Here is a 14,973-nt window from a genome sequence, read left to right on the forward strand (position 1 = left end):
GACGATGCGCCGACCGGAATCTTTCATGCCGCAGTTCAAATCCTCCTCGCTCCTTGCCGCCATGGCCCCGCACACCACGGCCCGCCCCGAACGGCCGGTGCTGCACGTCCATCCCGAGGGAGATCCCGCCCGCGCCCGGGTCGAAGCCTATATCCACGAACGCTACCGGCAACGCTTCGGCGCCCAGCTCAAGCACTGGATGCCCAGCCTGGTAAGCCTGCGCATCGGCGAGGAGATCCTGGCCGCGGCCGGCTACCGCGATGCGCGCGAGCCGCTGTTCCTGGAGCGTTATCTGGCCGCGCCGATCGAGCGTTACCTGGGCGAGCGCGGGTTGCCGGTGGCGCGCGCGCACATCGTCGAAACCGGCCAGTTCGCCGCCGCGCGGCCGGGCGCCGGCCGTCTGCTGGTGCCATTGCTGGCGGATCACCTGCACCGCGGCGGCTTCGAATGGGCGGTGGGCACACTGACCAAGGAACTGCACCATCTGTTCTCGCGCATGGGCCTGGCGCACCAGCCGCTGGCCATCGCCACCGCCCGCGGCCTGGACGCCGCCGACCGCAAGGACTGGGGCACCTACTACGAGCATGAACCGAAAGTGTTCGCCGGCCGCCTGGACGCCATCCTGGCCCACATCCCGGAGCGCGAAGCATGAGTGTCAATGCCTTCTTCGCCGCGCTGCGCGACCCCGCCCGCGCCCAGCACCTGGCGCTGCGCTCGCCCGCGGACACGCTGACCTATGCGGCCCTGGTCGATCGCGTGCGTGATTGCAGCGAACAGCTGTCGCGCAGCGGCGCCAGCATCGTGGCCTCGCTGCTGGACAATGGCGTCGATTGGATCGTGCTCGATCTGGCGTGCCTGGCGAGCGGCGCGGTGCATCTGCCCCTGCCCTTGTTCTTCACGCCCGAGCAGATCGCCGCAACCCTGCGGGCCAGCGGCGCGCAAGCCCTGGCCTGCGCGGCCAGCGATGCCGGCCGCCTGGCCGGCTTCGGCTTCAGCCCCAGCTCGGTCGCGGGCGAACTGGCCCTGTTGCGGCGCCAGGCACAGCCGGCGCAATTGCCGGCGGGCACCGACAAGATCACCTTCACCTCCGGCTCCACCGGCCTGCCCAAGGGCGTCTGCCTGGGCGGCGCCGCCATGCTGGCGGTGGCCGCCGGCCTGGCGCAAGCCACCGCGCCGCTTGGCATCGCCCGCCACCTCGTGGCCCTGCCCTTGCCAGTGCTGCTGGAGAACATCGCCGGCGTCTATGCGCCGCTGCTGCACGGCGCGATGGTCGACGTACGCCCGCTCGCGCAGGTCGGGCTGTCCGGCTCCTCGCAGTTCGAGCCCGCAAAGCTGCACGCCGCGCTCACCGAGGCGCGCGCCGACAGCGTCATCGTCCTGCCGCAGATGTTGCGCGCCTACGCCGGCTGGCTGCACGCCACCCGTCACCCCGCGCCCGCGGGATTGCGCCTGGTGGCGGTCGGCGGCGCCGCAGTCGGCACGACACTGCTGGGACAGGCGCGCGCCGCCGGCCTGCCCGCCTATGAAGGCTACGGCCTGTCCGAAGCGGCGTCGGTGCAGACGCTCAACCTGCCCGGCGCCGACCTCCCCGGCTCGGCGGGCCGGCCGCTGCCCCATGCGCGCGTGCGCATCAACGATGCGGGCGAGATCGAGGTCGCCGGCAGCCTGGCGCTCGGCTATCTGGGCGAACCGGCTGCGCGGCGTGCATGGTGGCCCACCGGCGACCTGGGCCGGATCGACGCGGCCGGCTTCCTGCATATCCAGGGACGCGCGAAGAATGTGCTGATCACCGGCTTCGGCCGCAACGTCTCGCCCGAATGGGTGGAAGTGGCGCTCACCAGCCAGCCCGAGATCCGCCACGCCGTGGTGCTGGGCGAGGGCCAATCGGCGCTGGGCGCCGTGATCTGGCCGCAGGGCGCGCAGGATGACGCCGCCTTGGCGCGCGCCATCGCCCGCGCCAACCAGCACCTGCCCGACTACGCGCGCATCGGTCCATGGACCCGCGGCCGCGCCGATTTTTCCGCCGCCGCCGGCCTGGCGACGGCCAATGGCCGGCCCCGCCGCGATGCTATCCACCAGTGCCACGCCGACCTGTTCCCCCCCTCCGAGCAACCCTTACAGCCCTGACCCACCATGCCCTTCTATGACACCCTGCTGAGCGAGACGCGGCAACACCGCGACCGCCTGATACAGACCCCTATCATCCAGGAATGCCTGCGCGGCGAGGTCACTCTGCCCGGCTATGTCGCCTTCCTGCGCGAGGCCTACCACCACGTCCGCCACACCGTGCCGCTGATGCACAGCTGCCGCGCGCGCATTCCCGCGCGCCTGGACTGGCTAGACGAAGCGCTGGACGAGTACATCGAGGAAGAGACCGGCCACGACGAATGGATCCTGAATGACCTGCGGGCGCTGGGCGAGGACGCGGACGCGGTGAAGCGGGCCGGACCCGGTCCGGCCACCGAGATCATGGTGGCCTATGCCTACGACACCATCAACCGCAACAATCCGGTCGGCTTCTTCGGCATGGTGCATGTGCTCGAAGGCACCAGCGTCGCGCTCGCGCTCAACGCCGCCGACCGCATCCAGCAGGGCCTGGGGCTTCCGCCCGCGGCCTTCAGCTACCTGCGCTCGCACGGCACGCTGGACCAGGAACACACGGCGCATTTCGCCGAACTGGTGAACGACCTGGACGACCCCGCCGACCAGGCCGCGGTAGTGCATGCCGCGCGCATGTTCTATGGCCTGTACGGCGGCATCTTCCAGGGCCTGCCGCGCGCCGCCGCAGATGAGGTCAGCCGATGAATATCCGCGAAGCCTCCGTCGTCCTGACCGGCGCGGCCGGCGGTCTCGGCAGCGCCATCGCTCGCCGGCTGCGCGCCCAGGGCGCCCGCGTGCTGCTGATCGGCCGCAGCGCCGACCCCCTGCTGGCGCTGGCGCAATCACTGAACGCGGGCGGCACCGACCGCAACGCGGTCGACGCGCTGGTGGTGGACGTCACCACCAGCGGCGGCCGCGCCGCCATTGTCGATGCCGCCGCGGCGCGCGGCGCCAACGTCCTCATCAACAATGCCGCGCTCGCGGCCTTCGCCCCGGCGCAGGACCTGCGGGCCGACCAGGCGCAGCAACTGTTCGCGACCAACGTGCTGGCGCCGATGCTGCTGACCGGCGAAATGCTGCCGCACCTGCGCGCCCTGCCGCGCGCGCAGGTGCTGAACATCGGCTCGGTGCTCGGCAGCCTGGGCGTGCCGGGGTTTGCGGCGTACGGCGCCTCCAAGGCGGCCCTGCGCGTCTACACCGAGGCGCTGCGGCGGGAACTGGCCGGCAGCGGTGTCAAGCTCCAGTACTACGCGCCGCGCGCCATTGACACGCCATTCAATTCGCCCGAGGTCATCGCCTTCAACCAGGCCACCGGCTCGCCCAGCGACTCGCCCGACAAAGTGGCCCTGGCGGTGCAGCGCATGCTCGAAAACGAGTCGCCGCAGCGCTTTGCCGGCCTGGTCGAAGCCCTGGCCGTGCGTCTCAACACCCTTTGCCCGCGCCTGCTGGACGGCGTCTTTGCCAAGCACCGGCGCGCGCTTGGCGCGGTATTTCCCAAATCAGGAGTCTCCTCATGAATCGACGTCATCTGTTGCGCGCCGCCGCCGTCGCGGCCATCACCTGCCTGTCCCTGGCCGGGCCGGGCCTGGCCAGGGCCGAACCGGCCGAACTCGATCAAGGCATACATGCCCTGCAATCGGAATGGGCCGTGATCCAATACCAGACGCCGGAACGCGAGCGCGAAGCGCGTTTCGAAAGCCTGTCGCACCAGGCGCATGCGCTTACCGCGCGCTACCCGGACCGCGCCGAGCCGCATATCTGGGAAGGCATCGTGCTCAGTTCCTGGGCCGGCGCCAAAGGCGGGCTGGGCGCGCTCAGTCTCGCCAAGCAGGCCAAGGCGGAATACGAATCGGCCATCAAGATCGATCGCAAGGCCCTGGATGGCTCGGCGCTCAACAGCCTGGGCGTGCTGTACTACAAGGTGCCCGGCTGGCCGGTGGGTTTCGGCGACAACAAGAAGGCCGAGGCGCTACTGCAGCAGGCGCTGGCGCTCAATCCCAACGGCATCGATCCGAACTACTTCTATGCCGACTACCTGATCTACCGCAACCGGAAAGTGGAAGCCCTGCCCTACCTGCAAAAGGCCCTCAAGGCGCCGCCGCGTCCTGGCCGGGAAGTGGCTGACCAGGGTCGCCGGGCCGAAGTCCAGGCGCTGCTGCGTCAGGAAAACTAGGCGCGGCCGCCGCCGTCCGGCTTGAAATCCAGCGCCTTCATGGCCGCCGCCAGCGCCTGCGGCGCATAGCCGTCCCACGGCGCATCGCCAACATCCAGGCGTTCATGGATGTTGGAGATGGTCCACTGGGCGCTGGACCGGACCTGGTCCAGTTCGTCCCACGCCAGCGGCACCGACACCGCCATCCCCGGCCGCGCGCGCGCCGACCACGCCGCCACCGTGGTGGCGCCGAAGCCGTTGCGCAGGTAGTCGGCGAAGATCCTGCCGACGCGGTTCTTCGGGCCGCTCTTGGCCACGAACCGCTGCGGCAGGGTGCGGGCCAGATGCGCCACGATGGCCTGCGAAAACGCCTTGACCGTGTCCCAGCCATACTGGCGGCGCAGCGGCACCACCACGTGCAGGCCCTTGCCACCACTGGTCTTGAGCCAGCTCTGCAATCCGATCTCGTTCAGCAACGTGCGCAGCAACTGTGCGCCCTGCCGCACCGCGTCCCAGGTCACGCCCTCGCCGGGGTCCAGGTCGAACACCATGCGGTCGGGCTTGCCAATGGCGCGCTTGACCGCATTCCAGGTATGGAACTCCACCACGTTCATCTGCGCGGCCGACAGGATCGCTTGCGGCGTCGGCACTTCCATCAGCGGCGGATGGTCCGGGTCCAGGGCCTGCGGCAATGACCTCACGCCCGGCATCGGCGCTTCCAGGTGCTTCTGGAAGAAGAGCTCGCCCTTGATGCCGGCCGGGGCGCGCAGGAACGATACCGGGCGGTCCTTCAGGTGGCGCAGCAGCATCGGCGCCACCAGGCCGTAGTAGCGGGCCAGGTCCAGTTTGGTCAGGCCGGTCGACGGATCGATGATGCGGTCCGGATGCGTAAGCTTGCCGACGGTGGTGGCGGCCTTCTCCGTGTGCTTGCCCGCCGCCATGGTGGTCGTCCTCGTGCTTGTCCTGGCGCTCGCCTCGCGGCCTTGCCGCGCCGTGCCTCCGGCCTTGGCGTCCCGTATCGTATCCGCACCCATCGCCACCTCCCGCGTGATCGCGCGCACCGGTTTATCGGTGCGCAGTCCACGGAACACGGGATGGCGCACATGCCCCGATTCCGTCCATTCGCCAAACGACACTTCGGCCACCAGTTCGGGCCGCACCCAGTGCGTGTCACGGCCGGCGCCCCCCGCCTTGACGCTGGCCTGGCGCGTCCGCAATGCCTGCAGCCGCTGGCGCAGCGCGGCCAGCCCGGCGTCGTCGAACCCGGAGCCGACCTTGCCGGCGTACACCAGCCGGCCGGCCGCGTCGTGATACGCCAGCAGCAAGGCGCCCAGCCCTACGCGCGTGCCCTTGGGATCGGTATAGCCGACGACGACGAATTCCTGCCGCCGCGCGCACTTGAGCTTGAGCCAGCTGTCGCTGCGGCGCGCGACGTAGGGCGAGGACAGGCGCTTGGCGATGATGCCCTCCAGCCCCATCTTGCAGGCCGACGCCAGCAGGTCGGCCGGCGCCGCGTCGAAGGCATCGCTAAAGCGCAGCGGGTCGCCGCCGGCGGCCGCCATCACCCGCGCCAGCACCGCGCGGCGTACCTGCAACGGCTCGCCGCGCAGGTCGCGGCCGGTGACGTAAGGCAGGTCGAACACATAGAACAGGATGGCGTCGGTGCGTTCGCCATCGAAGGCGTTCTGCAGCGCCTGGAAGCTGGGCGCGCCGTTATCGGCCAGCATCACGATCTCGCCGTCCAGCCACGCCGTCTCCAGCGGCATGCGCCGCAGCGCCGCCACCAGGTGCGGCAGCCTGGGAGCCCAGTCGTGGCCATTGCGCGTGTACAGGCGCACCTCGCCATGATCCAGCCGCGCCAGCAGCCGGTAGCCGTCGAATTTCATCTCGTAGAGCCAGTCGTCGCCCGCCTGGGCCGGCACGCCCGCCACCAGCGTGGCCAGTTGCGGCTTGAGTCGCCCAGGCAGGTCGGCCGCCTTGCCCGGCAACGGGCCCGCCACGGGCGGATCGTCGGGCGGGTCGCCGGGCGCCGCCATGGCGGACGGCGCGACCACGCTGTCGGGCTGTTCGTCGACCACGCTGAACTCGCTTTCGGCGCGGGCGAAGTCGTCGCGGTCCTTGACCAGCAGCCAGGGCGGCTGCTTTTCGGACTCACGGCCTTTCATGCGGATCAACGCCCAGCGCCCGCGCATCTTCTCGCCATGCAGGTCGAACTTCAGGTGCCCGCGCCGATAGCCCTCGGCCGCATCGCCCACGGGCGTCCAGGTGCCGCGGTCCCAGATGATGACCTTGCCGGCGCCATACTGGCCCTGCGGGATCTCGCCCTCGAAGCGGTTGTAGGCGATGGGATGGTCCTCCACCTGCACCGCCATGCGCTTGACCGATGGGTCGTAGCTGGGCCCCTTGGGCACGGCCCAGCTCTTCATGGCGCCGTCCAATTCCAGCCGAAAGTCGTAGTGCAGCCGGCTGGCCCAGTGCTTCTGGATCACGAAAGCGCGCGCGGCCTGGTTGGGCTGACCGCCGCCGGCCGGCTCCGGAGTCAGCGTGAAGTCGCGCTTGGCGCGGTATTTCGCCAGGGTATCGGCCATGGTCACGCCGCCTTCGTGGCTTTCCGAGCCGCCGTCTTGCTCGCCGCTTTGCCGACCGCTTTCCTGGGGGCTTTCTTCGCGGTCTTCTTCGCGGTCTTTTTTGCCGCCGTCCGCGGCCCGGTCCCGTCCGCGGCCCGGCCCTTCAGGCTGCGTTGCAGCAGTTCGGTCAGGTCGATGACGTTATCGGCGTAGGCCGGCGATTCCTCCCGCGGTTCGATCACCGTCTCGGTCTTGCCCGCCTTGACCTTGCGCGCCACCAGATCCATGACGGCGGCCTTGAACTCGTCCTTGTATTGTTCCGGGTCCCAGTGGCCGGACATGTCGTCGACCAGCTTCCGCGCCATCTTCAATTCGCTGGCGCTGGGCGCGGAATCCTTGGCGCCGGCCTTGGGCAGGTCCAGCTCGTCGGTGCCCTTGACCTCGTCGCCCCAGCGCATCAGGTTCAGCACCAGCGCGTCGCCCGCCGGGATCAGCGCCGCCAGGTGCTGCCTGGTCTGGATCACCACCCGCGCGATGCCGATCTTGCCGGTTTTGGCCAGCGTATCGCGCAGCAAGGCATAGACCTTCTGGCCCTTGCCGATCGGCGCCAGGTAGTAGGGCCGCTCCAGGTACACGAACGGCACCTCGCCGGCCTCGACGAATTGCTGGATCTCGATGGTCTGGGTGGTGCGCGGATAGGCGTCGGCGATCTCTTCGGGGGAAATGATGACGTACTGGCCGTCCTCGTATTCCACCCCCTTGACGATGTTGTCCTTGTCGATCTCCTTGCCGGTGCGCTTGTTGATACGCTTGTAGCCGACCGGGTCCATCGAGCGTTTGTCGAGCCAGTCGAAGTCCACGCCCGATTCGCTGGTGGCCGTATGCAGGCCCACCGGGATGTGCACCAGCCCGAACGAAATCGCGCCTTTCCAGATGGTTCGCGTCGCCATGATGCCGCTCTCCTCAGGGGCGCCGTTGCCGCCCCGTCCACTGTTTGGGTTGACCGCCTGCCTGCATTGTCGCAGCGCCGGGCGCGCGCGCCAACGCCGGCATGAGGGTGTCGCGCCAGCAAGCGGCGTGCCCGCCGCGCCCCCAGCCCCCCGGCACGGCCCAGGCCCCTATGGCGTCCCGCCGTCGTCCTCGCGCGTGGCGCGCAGTTTCTTCCACAGGGTCGTGCGGGAAATACCCAGCCGCTTCGCGGCGCTGCCCAGGTGCCCCCCGGATTCGGCGATGGCCTGCTGGATGGCGCGCTGTTCAGCATGGGTGCGGCGGGTCGCCAGATCCGACGCGCCTTCCAGCTTGAGTTCGGGAAAGACGTCGCTGGCGTCCAACTCGGGGCTGTCGGCCAATACCACCGCCCGCGCGATCCGGTTTCGCATCTCGCGAATGTTGCCCGGCCAGTCATGGTCGCCCAATGCCCGCAGCGCCGCGGCCGAAAATCGCTTGCCCATGGCCTGCGGCGACTCCGCCAGCAGGGCTGACGCCAACGGCTCCAGCGCCGCCGGCCGCTCGCGCAGCGGCGGCAACCCCAGTCGCGCCACTGCCAGCCGGTAATACAGGTCGGCCCGCATGCGCCCCTCGGCCACCGCCGCGTCCAGCGGACCGCAGGTGCTGGCAATGATGCGGCAGCGGGTCTGGCGGCTCTGGATTTCGCCCAACGGCCGGTACTCGCCGTTCTCCAGCACCCGCAACAGCGCGGACTGGGTCTTGGGGGCCAGTTCTGCCACCTCGTCGAGATAGAGCGTCCCGGCCTGGGCCTCGGAGAAAAAGCCCTCTCGCGCGGCGTTGGCGCCGCTGAATGCCCCCTTGGCATGACCGAACAACAGGCTCTCGGCCAGCTCGGGCGCGATCGAGGCGCAATTGACAGCCACGAACGGCCCCGCCGCGAACGGCGAGCGGGCATGCGCATAGCGGGCCGCCCGATCCTTGCCCGTCCCGGTTTCGCCTTCCAGCAGCAGCGGCAGGGAACTGGCCGCCAGGCGTTCGAGCTCGCGCGCCAGCGGGCTCGCGGGATCGTCGAAACGGAATGGGTTGTCGCGCACCTCGCCAGCCACGCCGGCGGGCTGGGCCGCGATCACCGCGCGCATGCGCGCCACCAGCGCGTCGGTGTCATAAGGCTTGGTCAGATAATCGCTGGCGCCGGCCGCCACCAGCCTGACCGCCTGCGCGATCTCGCCATAGGCGGTGGCGAACACCACGGTGGCCTGCGCCAGATAGGGAATCAGGCGCCGGTACAGGTCCTCGCCGGAACCATCCGGCAGGCGGATATCGGCCAGCACGAAGGCGGGACGCTGGCGCGAGCGGCGGAACCACTCCACCGCCTGCGCGCAGCTCTGCACCCACTGCGCCGACAGGCCTTCCAGCCGCAGGCGCTGCAACAAGGCCCCGCCCAGCACCGGATCGTCCTCGATCAGCAGGATCTGGGTATCGTTCATCGCGGTTGCCCCCCTTGCGGCAATGGAATGCGCACTGAAATCCGCGTGCCCGGCCCCGCCGCGCGCACACGCAAGCGCCCCTGCATGGCGCGCACCAGGTCGGCGACGATGCCCAGGCCCATGCCGTCGCCGCCGGGCGAGCCGCCCGCCAGCGCCGAGCGCGCATCCGGCGGCAGTCCGGCGCCGCTGTCCGTCACGTGCAGGCTGAGCCAATGCCGCCCGGCCCGCGCCGCGACGCAGACCGCGCCGCCCGGCGGCGACGCCTGCACCGCATTCAATACCAGATTGAGCAGCACCTGGCGCACCGGCCCGGCGGGCAAAGGCAAGGCCTGCTCGCCCATCCCCCGGCACGCCAGCGCCACCCGCACCGCGTCCTTGGCCGCCTGCGACCTGACCATCAGGCGGATATCCTCGATGTCCGCACGCCGCAGCAACGCCGTGCCCGGCCGGAACGTACGCAGGCTGGCGTCGACCACGGCCTGCAGCGCCTCGACCCCGCGGTCGATGAAGCCGAGCGACTCCTGCCGCACTTCAGCGCGATCGCCGAACTGCCGCAATGTCTGTACGGCGGTGCGCAGCCCGCCCAGCGGATTGCGCACTTCATGCGCCAGCGCCGCCGACATGCGGCCGAGCATCGCTTCGCGCTCGATGTGCGCGTGGCGCTGGGCGAAGGCCTCGCGCTCGCGCACGCTGGCCACCATCCAGTTGTAGGCGGCCAGCAGTTCCTGCAATTCCGGATCGCCGGTGCGCACCGCCATCTCGCGCGGCTGATCCTCGCGTCCGGCGCGCAACGCCTGGGTCAGCGAGATGATGGGGCGCTGCAGCCGCCGCGCCATGCCGTAGCACAGCCCCGCGCCCAGCAGGCTGACGGCCAGCCCCACCAGTCCCAGTTCGAGCGCCAGTTCGCGCCGCTGCTGCAGGAATTCGCTGACGTCCAGGTTGGCGATCAGGGTCCCCAGCCGCGGCTGCGCGCTGTCGAGCAGCCGCCAGGTCCAGACCCCTTCGGAACGCAGGCTGATCAGGCTGCCGGACCCGCCGTGCAAGGCCGCCAGGGGCACCGGCTCCACTTCCGGATAGCGCGCCACATGCGCCAGCAGACGGTGATCGGCCGTGACCACCGCCAGGGTACGGTCCACCACGCCCAGATGGGTATCGAGCGCGCGATTGAGCACTTCGGTCATTTGGGCGCCATCGTTGGCGCGCACCGCCGGCAGGATCGCCGCCGACAGTCCGTCCAGGTAGACCTGCCCCAGATTGGCGACCTGGCTGTCGAACTGGCGCGACAGCCCGTGCAGCGCCAGCGATATCAGCGCGGCGGAAATCACCAGGAACAACAGGGAAACCGCGAGCGGAATCCGCGCGGTAAGCGGCAAGCGAAACATGATCGGCGCGCATGACAGCAAAAACGTGATTATGCCGTGGCCACTGCCTCCCCCCAATTTGCAAGATTTCGCAAGCGCGCCCGCAGCGGGCAAGAAGCGTGCCGACCCCGGTTTCGGGCGCTTTTCATCTTGAAATGTTCACTTTTGTGAACATGGCGATTACAGCTTGTTCACCCTTCGTTACTCCCGCGCGCGCCCCTACCCTCGGCCTCATGGTTATCCCGCAAGCCGGGCGCAAACGAACGAAAGCAGAATGCAAGCCGCCCTCCTTAAAGTCCCGGCTCCCTGGGTCGTGCGCCGCACGGCCCGCGGTCTTGTCATCAACAAAAAACGGGGAGCACGCCATGGGCAGCACCATATTCTCTAGAAAGCGCGATCTGTGGGGAGGCGCATTCATCGCCCTCTGCGGCGCGCTGACCCTCTTCGAGGCCACCTCATACAACATCGGCGAACTGGCGCGCATGGGGCCGGGATATTTCCCGATGCTGGTGGGGTGCTTTTTGGTCGCCCTGGGCGTGCTGATCCCCCTCTGCCCCGACCCCGATGAAGTGCAGGAAGAGCAGCTCGAAGAACAGCTGCCGCAGCCGACGCGGCGCGAGCGTCTGCGTGGCATGGCCTGCATCGCCGCCGGTATCGGGCTGTTCATCGTGCTCGGCCAGACCCTCGGATTCCTGCCGGCCACCTTCGCCCTGGTGTTCGTTTCCGCGTTGGGGGATACGTCCAACACATACAAATCCGCCGCCATCCTGGCCGCTGCCATGACGCTGTTCGGCGCGATCGTCTTCTCGTGGGCGCTGCAATTGCAGTTCCCGATGCTGCGCTGGGGTTAAGCCATGGAATTGCTCGATAACGTTCTGCACGGCTTCTCCGTCGCCTTCCAGTGGGAAAACCTGCTCTGGTCGCTCTTTGGCGTCTTCATGGGCAACATGATCGGCGTGCTGCCCGGCATGGGCGTGCTGGCCGCGATATCCATCCTGCTGCCGCTCACCTACGCCATGACGCCGGTGGCCGCCCTGATGATGCTGGCCGGCATCTATTACGGCGCGCAATACGGCGGCGGCATCACCTGCATCCTGCTGAACCTGCCCGGCACGCCGTCGCACGCCGTCACCTGCCTGGACGGCAACCCCCTGGCACGGCGCGGCAAATCCGGCTCGGCCCTGTTCATGCTGGTGCTGGCCTCGTTCATCGGCGCCAGCGTCGGCATCATCATCATGATCCTGTTCTCGCCGCTGCTGGTGGAAGTCGCCTTCCAGTTCGGTCCGGCCGAGTATTTCTCGATGATGATGCTGGGGCTGTTCGCCGGCGCGACCCTGGCCAAAGGGTCGGCCATCAAGGGCGTGGCTATGGTGTTCCTGGGCTTGCTGCTTGGCGTGGTCGGCACCGACGTCAATACCGGCACCATCCGCTACGCCTTCGGCGTGATCGAACTGAGCGACGGCGTGCAACTGGTGGCGCTGGCCATGGGCCTGTTCGGCCTGGCGGACTTCTTCGCCAACGTCAACCGCATCGGCCGGGCCGCCACCGTCGGCAACGCCACCAAGATGTCGGTGCGCCCCGAGCCGGGCGACGTCAAGCAATCGGTCATGCCGATCGCGCGCGGCAGCGTCATCGGCGCGGTCCTGGGCATCCTGCCGGGCACCGGCGCGACCATCGCGTCGTTCATGTCCTACGCCGTGGAAAAGCGCGTATCGAAGACGCCGAACCGCTTCGGCAATGGCGCCATCGAAGGCATCGCCGGCCCCGAGGCGGCCAACAACTCGGCGGCGCAGACCAGCTTCATCCCCACCATGAGCCTGGGCATCCCCGGGGATTCGGTGATGGCGCTGATGCTGGGCGCGCTGATCATCCATGGCATCCAGCCCGGCCCGCAGATGGTGACCGAGCATGCCGACCTGTTCTGGGGGCTGATCGCCAGCTTCTGGATCGGCAACGTCATGCTGGTGGTCATGAACCTGCCCCTGATCGGCGTGTGGGCCAAGCTGCTCAAGGTGCCCTACAAGTACCTGTTCCCGTCGGCGCTGTTCTTCGTCTGCGTCGGGGTCTACAGCACCAACAACAACCTGTTCGACGTTGGCATGGTGCTGGTGCTGGGCATGGTCGGCTACCTGTTCCTGAAATTGCATTTCTCGCCCGCGCCGCTGCTGCTCGGCTTCGTGCTGGGACCGATGGTCGAAGAGAACTTCCGCCGCGCCCTGCTGCTGTCGCGTGGCCAACTGAGCATTTTCATTGACCGCCCGATCAGCGCCGGCTTCGTCTACGCGATTTTCGCGCTGGCCCTGTGGCTGGCCTTCTCCACCGTTCGCAACCGCTACAAGGTGCGCGCGATGGCGCAGGCGCAATCCTGATCGTCAACACCAAGCAAGACCCCGGGGCCGCCGCCAGGTGGCCCCGGGCGCAACACCGGGAGTACGCCATGAGATCGCACGATGGTGACGGTCATGCCGCAACGGCCATGCCGATCGCACGCGGACTGTCGTTCGTGGAGCTGATGGAATTGCTGGAATTCAGCCGGCTGCGCTTCGAGGCGCCCGGCACGGATGCCTGCGCCACGCTCATCGGCACGCAGGAGTGGCGCCGCGGCGTCGATGGCAATGCCCTGGCGCCATCCGCCATCTACATCTGCTCGACGCTGGACGCCCTGCGCGATGCCGTGCTGCCCCCCGCCGACGCCCGCCTCGACATCGACATGCCGTCGCTCGGCCGGGTCCGGCTGATGGCCACGATGCGCCGGCAGGTCACGCCGCTTCCCCAGCCGTGCCTGCGCGTCGACCTGCAAGCCCTGGTGCGCCGCGTTCTGGTGCCGGCCGAGGCCCCGCCGCACCTGTATGATCTGGTGCGACATGTCGTGATGGCGCGACTCTGGATCGAAGTCGCGCGCATATGAAATAGCTACCGAGGAACCCCGCGCGTGACAGACAAGCCGATTGAGATCATTGCCGCGATCGTCTTCGCGATCGCCCTGCTGCACACTTTTTCCACGCCCCTTTTCCTGCGCCTGGCGCACCGCAGCAAGCGCCATGAAGGGCTGTTGCACCTGCTCGGCGAAGTCGAGGTGGTGTTCGGCTTCTGGGCCGCCATCCTGCTGCTGCTCATGGCCCTGGCCGCATCCGGCGACAGCGCGCTCGCCTACGCGGAGTCGCGCAACTACACCGAGCCGGCATTCGTCTTCGTCGTGATGGTGATCGCGGCGTCGCTGCCGGTGCTCACCGCGGTCATGCGGCTGGTCAATCGGCTGGCCCGCCTGATCCCGGTCGCCGACCGGACCGCGAAGGCCTGGCTGTGCCTGGCCCTGGTGCCGCTGGCCGGCTCGTTGATCACCGAACCGGCCGCCATGACCATCGCCGCGATGATGCTGGCGCCGCAGGTGTTTCACCGCGACATGCCGGAACGGCTCAAATACCTGGCGCTGGGTGTGCTGTTCGTGAACATCTCGATCGGCGGCACCCTGACCTCGTACGCCGCGCCGCCGGTGCTGATGGTGGCCGCCACCTGGGGCTGGGACAGCGCTTTCATGCTCAAGGCGTTCGGCTGGAAGGCCGCGCTGGCGGTGCTGATCAACGCCACCGCCATCACCTGGCTGCTGCGGCCGCACCTGCAATCGGGCGACGTCATGGCGCGCGGCGACCAATCCGCGCCGATATCGTCCACGGTCATCGTGGTGCACCTGCTGTTCCTCGCCGCCGTGGTGCTGAGCGCCCACCACCCCGTGATTTTCCTCGGGCTGTTCCTGTTCTTCCTGGGCTACACCCAGGCCTACAAGGCGCACCAGAGCCGCCTCATCATCAAGGAAGCGCTGCTGGTCGGCTTCTTCCTGGCCGGACTGGTGGTGCTGGGCGGCCTGCAGCAATGGTGGCTGCAGCCGATCGTCAGCGCGCTCGAACCGCGCGTCCTGTTCTTTGGCGCGCTGGCCCTGACCGCGGTCACCGACAATGCCGCCCTGACCTATCTGGGGTCGCTGATCGACGGCATCTCCGCGCAGGCGCAATACATGCTGGTCGCCGGCGCGGTCGCCGGCGGCGGCCTGACCGTGATCGCCAACGCGCCCAACCCCGCCGGGGTGGCCCTGCTGCGCGGCGGGTTCAGCGATGGCTCGGTCAGCATGGCGGGATTGCTGGGCGGCGCGCTGGCGCCCACCGCGGTGGCGGCGGCGCTCCTGTTCCTGCTGTGACCGGCCGCGCCTGCTGCCAAGCCCGCCCCCCGGGGCGAGGCCGGCATCGGCGCGGGCCCGTTTCCCCTCGGCGCGGCGGCCCGAAAGTGGCTATATGAAATAACCTGGATTGGCTATTTTTTGCCAAGCCAATTTTGCCTAGGATGGCCGGATTGACAGTCAACCC

Annotated in this window: 13 protein-coding genes; 9 read left to right on the top strand and 4 right to left on the bottom strand. The window is 68.8% G+C overall.

The window, feature by feature from the left end; all coding sequences use genetic code 11:
- The first annotated feature begins 25 nt into the window (after positions 1 to 25).
- Genes HV701_RS08660 through HV701_RS08680 form a run of 5 tightly spaced genes read left to right on the top strand, consistent with a single transcriptional unit; the run spans position 26 to position 4,273 of the window.
- The gene (locus HV701_RS08660) at positions 26 to 652 is read left to right on the top strand and encodes a thermostable hemolysin (protein ID WP_175132661.1); all 627 of its coding nucleotides are present in this window, start codon (positions 26 to 28) and stop codon (positions 650 to 652) included.
- Positions 649 to 2,127: an AMP-binding protein gene (locus tag HV701_RS08665; RefSeq protein WP_175132662.1), complete on the top strand. Its 1,479-nt coding sequence runs from the start codon at positions 649 to 651 to the stop codon at positions 2,125 to 2,127. Before HV701_RS08660 ends, HV701_RS08665 begins: the two co-directional genes overlap by 4 nt.
- A gap of 6 nt (positions 2,128 to 2,133) precedes the next feature.
- Positions 2,134 to 2,805 (top strand): iron-containing redox enzyme family protein, encoded by a 672-nt coding sequence (locus HV701_RS08670; protein WP_175132663.1) that lies wholly within the window; start codon positions 2,134 to 2,136, stop codon positions 2,803 to 2,805.
- A complete protein-coding gene (locus HV701_RS08675) occupies positions 2,802 to 3,617 on the top strand; it encodes an SDR family oxidoreductase (protein ID WP_175132664.1) in 816 nt (271 codons plus the stop codon). The genes HV701_RS08670 and HV701_RS08675 overlap by 4 nt, the downstream gene beginning before the upstream one ends.
- Positions 3,614 to 4,273: a tetratricopeptide repeat protein gene (locus tag HV701_RS08680; RefSeq protein WP_175132665.1), complete on the top strand. Its 660-nt coding sequence runs from the start codon at positions 3,614 to 3,616 to the stop codon at positions 4,271 to 4,273. The genes HV701_RS08675 and HV701_RS08680 overlap by 4 nt, the downstream gene beginning before the upstream one ends.
- Here HV701_RS08680 and ligD read toward each other — a convergent pair.
- The 4 genes from ligD to HV701_RS08700 form a co-directional block, all read right to left on the bottom strand.
- A complete protein-coding gene (gene ligD / locus HV701_RS08685) occupies positions 4,270 to 6,840 on the bottom strand; it encodes a DNA ligase D (RefSeq protein WP_175132666.1) in 2,571 nt (856 codons plus the stop codon). The two genes, HV701_RS08680 and ligD, sit on opposite strands and share 4 nt — an antisense overlap.
- A gap of 2 nt (positions 6,841 to 6,842) precedes the next feature.
- Positions 6,843 to 7,769 carry a non-homologous end joining protein Ku gene (gene ku / locus HV701_RS08690; protein WP_175132667.1) on the bottom strand — a complete coding sequence of 309 codons (927 nt, stop codon included), beginning with the start codon at positions 7,767 to 7,769 and terminating at the stop codon, positions 6,843 to 6,845.
- Positions 7,770 to 7,937: 168 nt separating this feature from the next.
- A complete protein-coding gene (locus tag HV701_RS08695) occupies positions 7,938 to 9,254 on the bottom strand; it encodes a sigma-54-dependent transcriptional regulator (RefSeq protein WP_175132668.1) in 1,317 nt (438 codons plus the stop codon).
- The gene (locus HV701_RS08700; protein ID WP_175132669.1) at positions 9,251 to 10,636 is read right to left on the bottom strand and encodes a sensor histidine kinase; all 1,386 of its coding nucleotides are present in this window, start codon (positions 10,634 to 10,636) and stop codon (positions 9,251 to 9,253) included. The genes HV701_RS08695 and HV701_RS08700 overlap by 4 nt, the downstream gene beginning before the upstream one ends.
- 344 nt (positions 10,637 to 10,980) lie before the next feature.
- Between HV701_RS08700 and HV701_RS08705 the strand changes: the two genes are divergently transcribed.
- From HV701_RS08705 to HV701_RS08720, 4 genes are all read left to right on the top strand, one after another.
- Positions 10,981 to 11,466 (top strand): tripartite tricarboxylate transporter TctB family protein, encoded by a 486-nt coding sequence (locus HV701_RS08705; protein ID WP_175132670.1) that lies wholly within the window; start codon positions 10,981 to 10,983, stop codon positions 11,464 to 11,466.
- A gap of 3 nt (positions 11,467 to 11,469) precedes the next feature.
- Positions 11,470 to 12,984 (top strand): tripartite tricarboxylate transporter permease, encoded by a 1,515-nt coding sequence (locus tag HV701_RS08710; protein ID WP_175132671.1) that lies wholly within the window; start codon positions 11,470 to 11,472, stop codon positions 12,982 to 12,984.
- Positions 12,985 to 13,052: 68 nt separating this feature from the next.
- On the top strand, positions 13,053 to 13,523 hold the full coding sequence (locus HV701_RS08715; RefSeq protein ID WP_175132672.1) for a hypothetical protein: 471 nt from the start codon (positions 13,053 to 13,055) through the stop codon (positions 13,521 to 13,523).
- 24 nt (positions 13,524 to 13,547) lie between these two features.
- Positions 13,548 to 14,807 (top strand): putative Na+/H+ antiporter, encoded by a 1,260-nt coding sequence (locus tag HV701_RS08720; protein ID WP_175132673.1) that lies wholly within the window; start codon positions 13,548 to 13,550, stop codon positions 14,805 to 14,807.
- The last annotated feature ends 166 nt before the right edge of the window (positions 14,808 to 14,973 follow it).

The organism is Achromobacter pulmonis (assembly GCF_902859765.1).
Classification (GTDB): Bacteria; Pseudomonadota; Gammaproteobacteria; order Burkholderiales; family Burkholderiaceae_B; genus Achromobacter; species Achromobacter pulmonis.

What these genes read in the sequence shown, in the direction of transcription:
- HV701_RS08660 (WP_175132661.1), top strand. Translation starts at nt 26, where the DNA reads ATGCCGCAGTTCAAATCCTCCTCGCTCCTTGCCGCCATGGCCCCGCAC.
- HV701_RS08665 (WP_175132662.1), top strand. Translation starts at nt 649, where the DNA reads ATGAGTGTCAATGCCTTCTTCGCCGCGCTGCGCGACCCCGCCCGCGCC.
- HV701_RS08670 (WP_175132663.1), top strand. Translation starts at nt 2,134, where the DNA reads ATGCCCTTCTATGACACCCTGCTGAGCGAGACGCGGCAACACCGCGAC.
- HV701_RS08675 (WP_175132664.1), top strand. Translation starts at nt 2,802, where the DNA reads ATGAATATCCGCGAAGCCTCCGTCGTCCTGACCGGCGCGGCCGGCGGT.
- HV701_RS08680 (WP_175132665.1), top strand. Translation starts at nt 3,614, where the DNA reads ATGAATCGACGTCATCTGTTGCGCGCCGCCGCCGTCGCGGCCATCACC.
- ligD (WP_175132666.1), bottom strand. Translation starts at nt 6,840, where the DNA reads ATGGCCGATACCCTGGCGAAATACCGCGCCAAGCGCGACTTCACGCTG.
- ku (WP_175132667.1), bottom strand. Translation starts at nt 7,769, where the DNA reads ATGGCGACGCGAACCATCTGGAAAGGCGCGATTTCGTTCGGGCTGGTG.
- HV701_RS08695 (WP_175132668.1), bottom strand. Translation starts at nt 9,254, where the DNA reads ATGAACGATACCCAGATCCTGCTGATCGAGGACGATCCGGTGCTGGGC.
- HV701_RS08700 (WP_175132669.1), bottom strand. Translation starts at nt 10,636, where the DNA reads ATGTTTCGCTTGCCGCTTACCGCGCGGATTCCGCTCGCGGTTTCCCTG.
- HV701_RS08705 (WP_175132670.1), top strand. Translation starts at nt 10,981, where the DNA reads ATGGGCAGCACCATATTCTCTAGAAAGCGCGATCTGTGGGGAGGCGCA.
- HV701_RS08710 (WP_175132671.1), top strand. Translation starts at nt 11,470, where the DNA reads ATGGAATTGCTCGATAACGTTCTGCACGGCTTCTCCGTCGCCTTCCAG.
- HV701_RS08715 (WP_175132672.1), top strand. Translation starts at nt 13,053, where the DNA reads ATGAGATCGCACGATGGTGACGGTCATGCCGCAACGGCCATGCCGATC.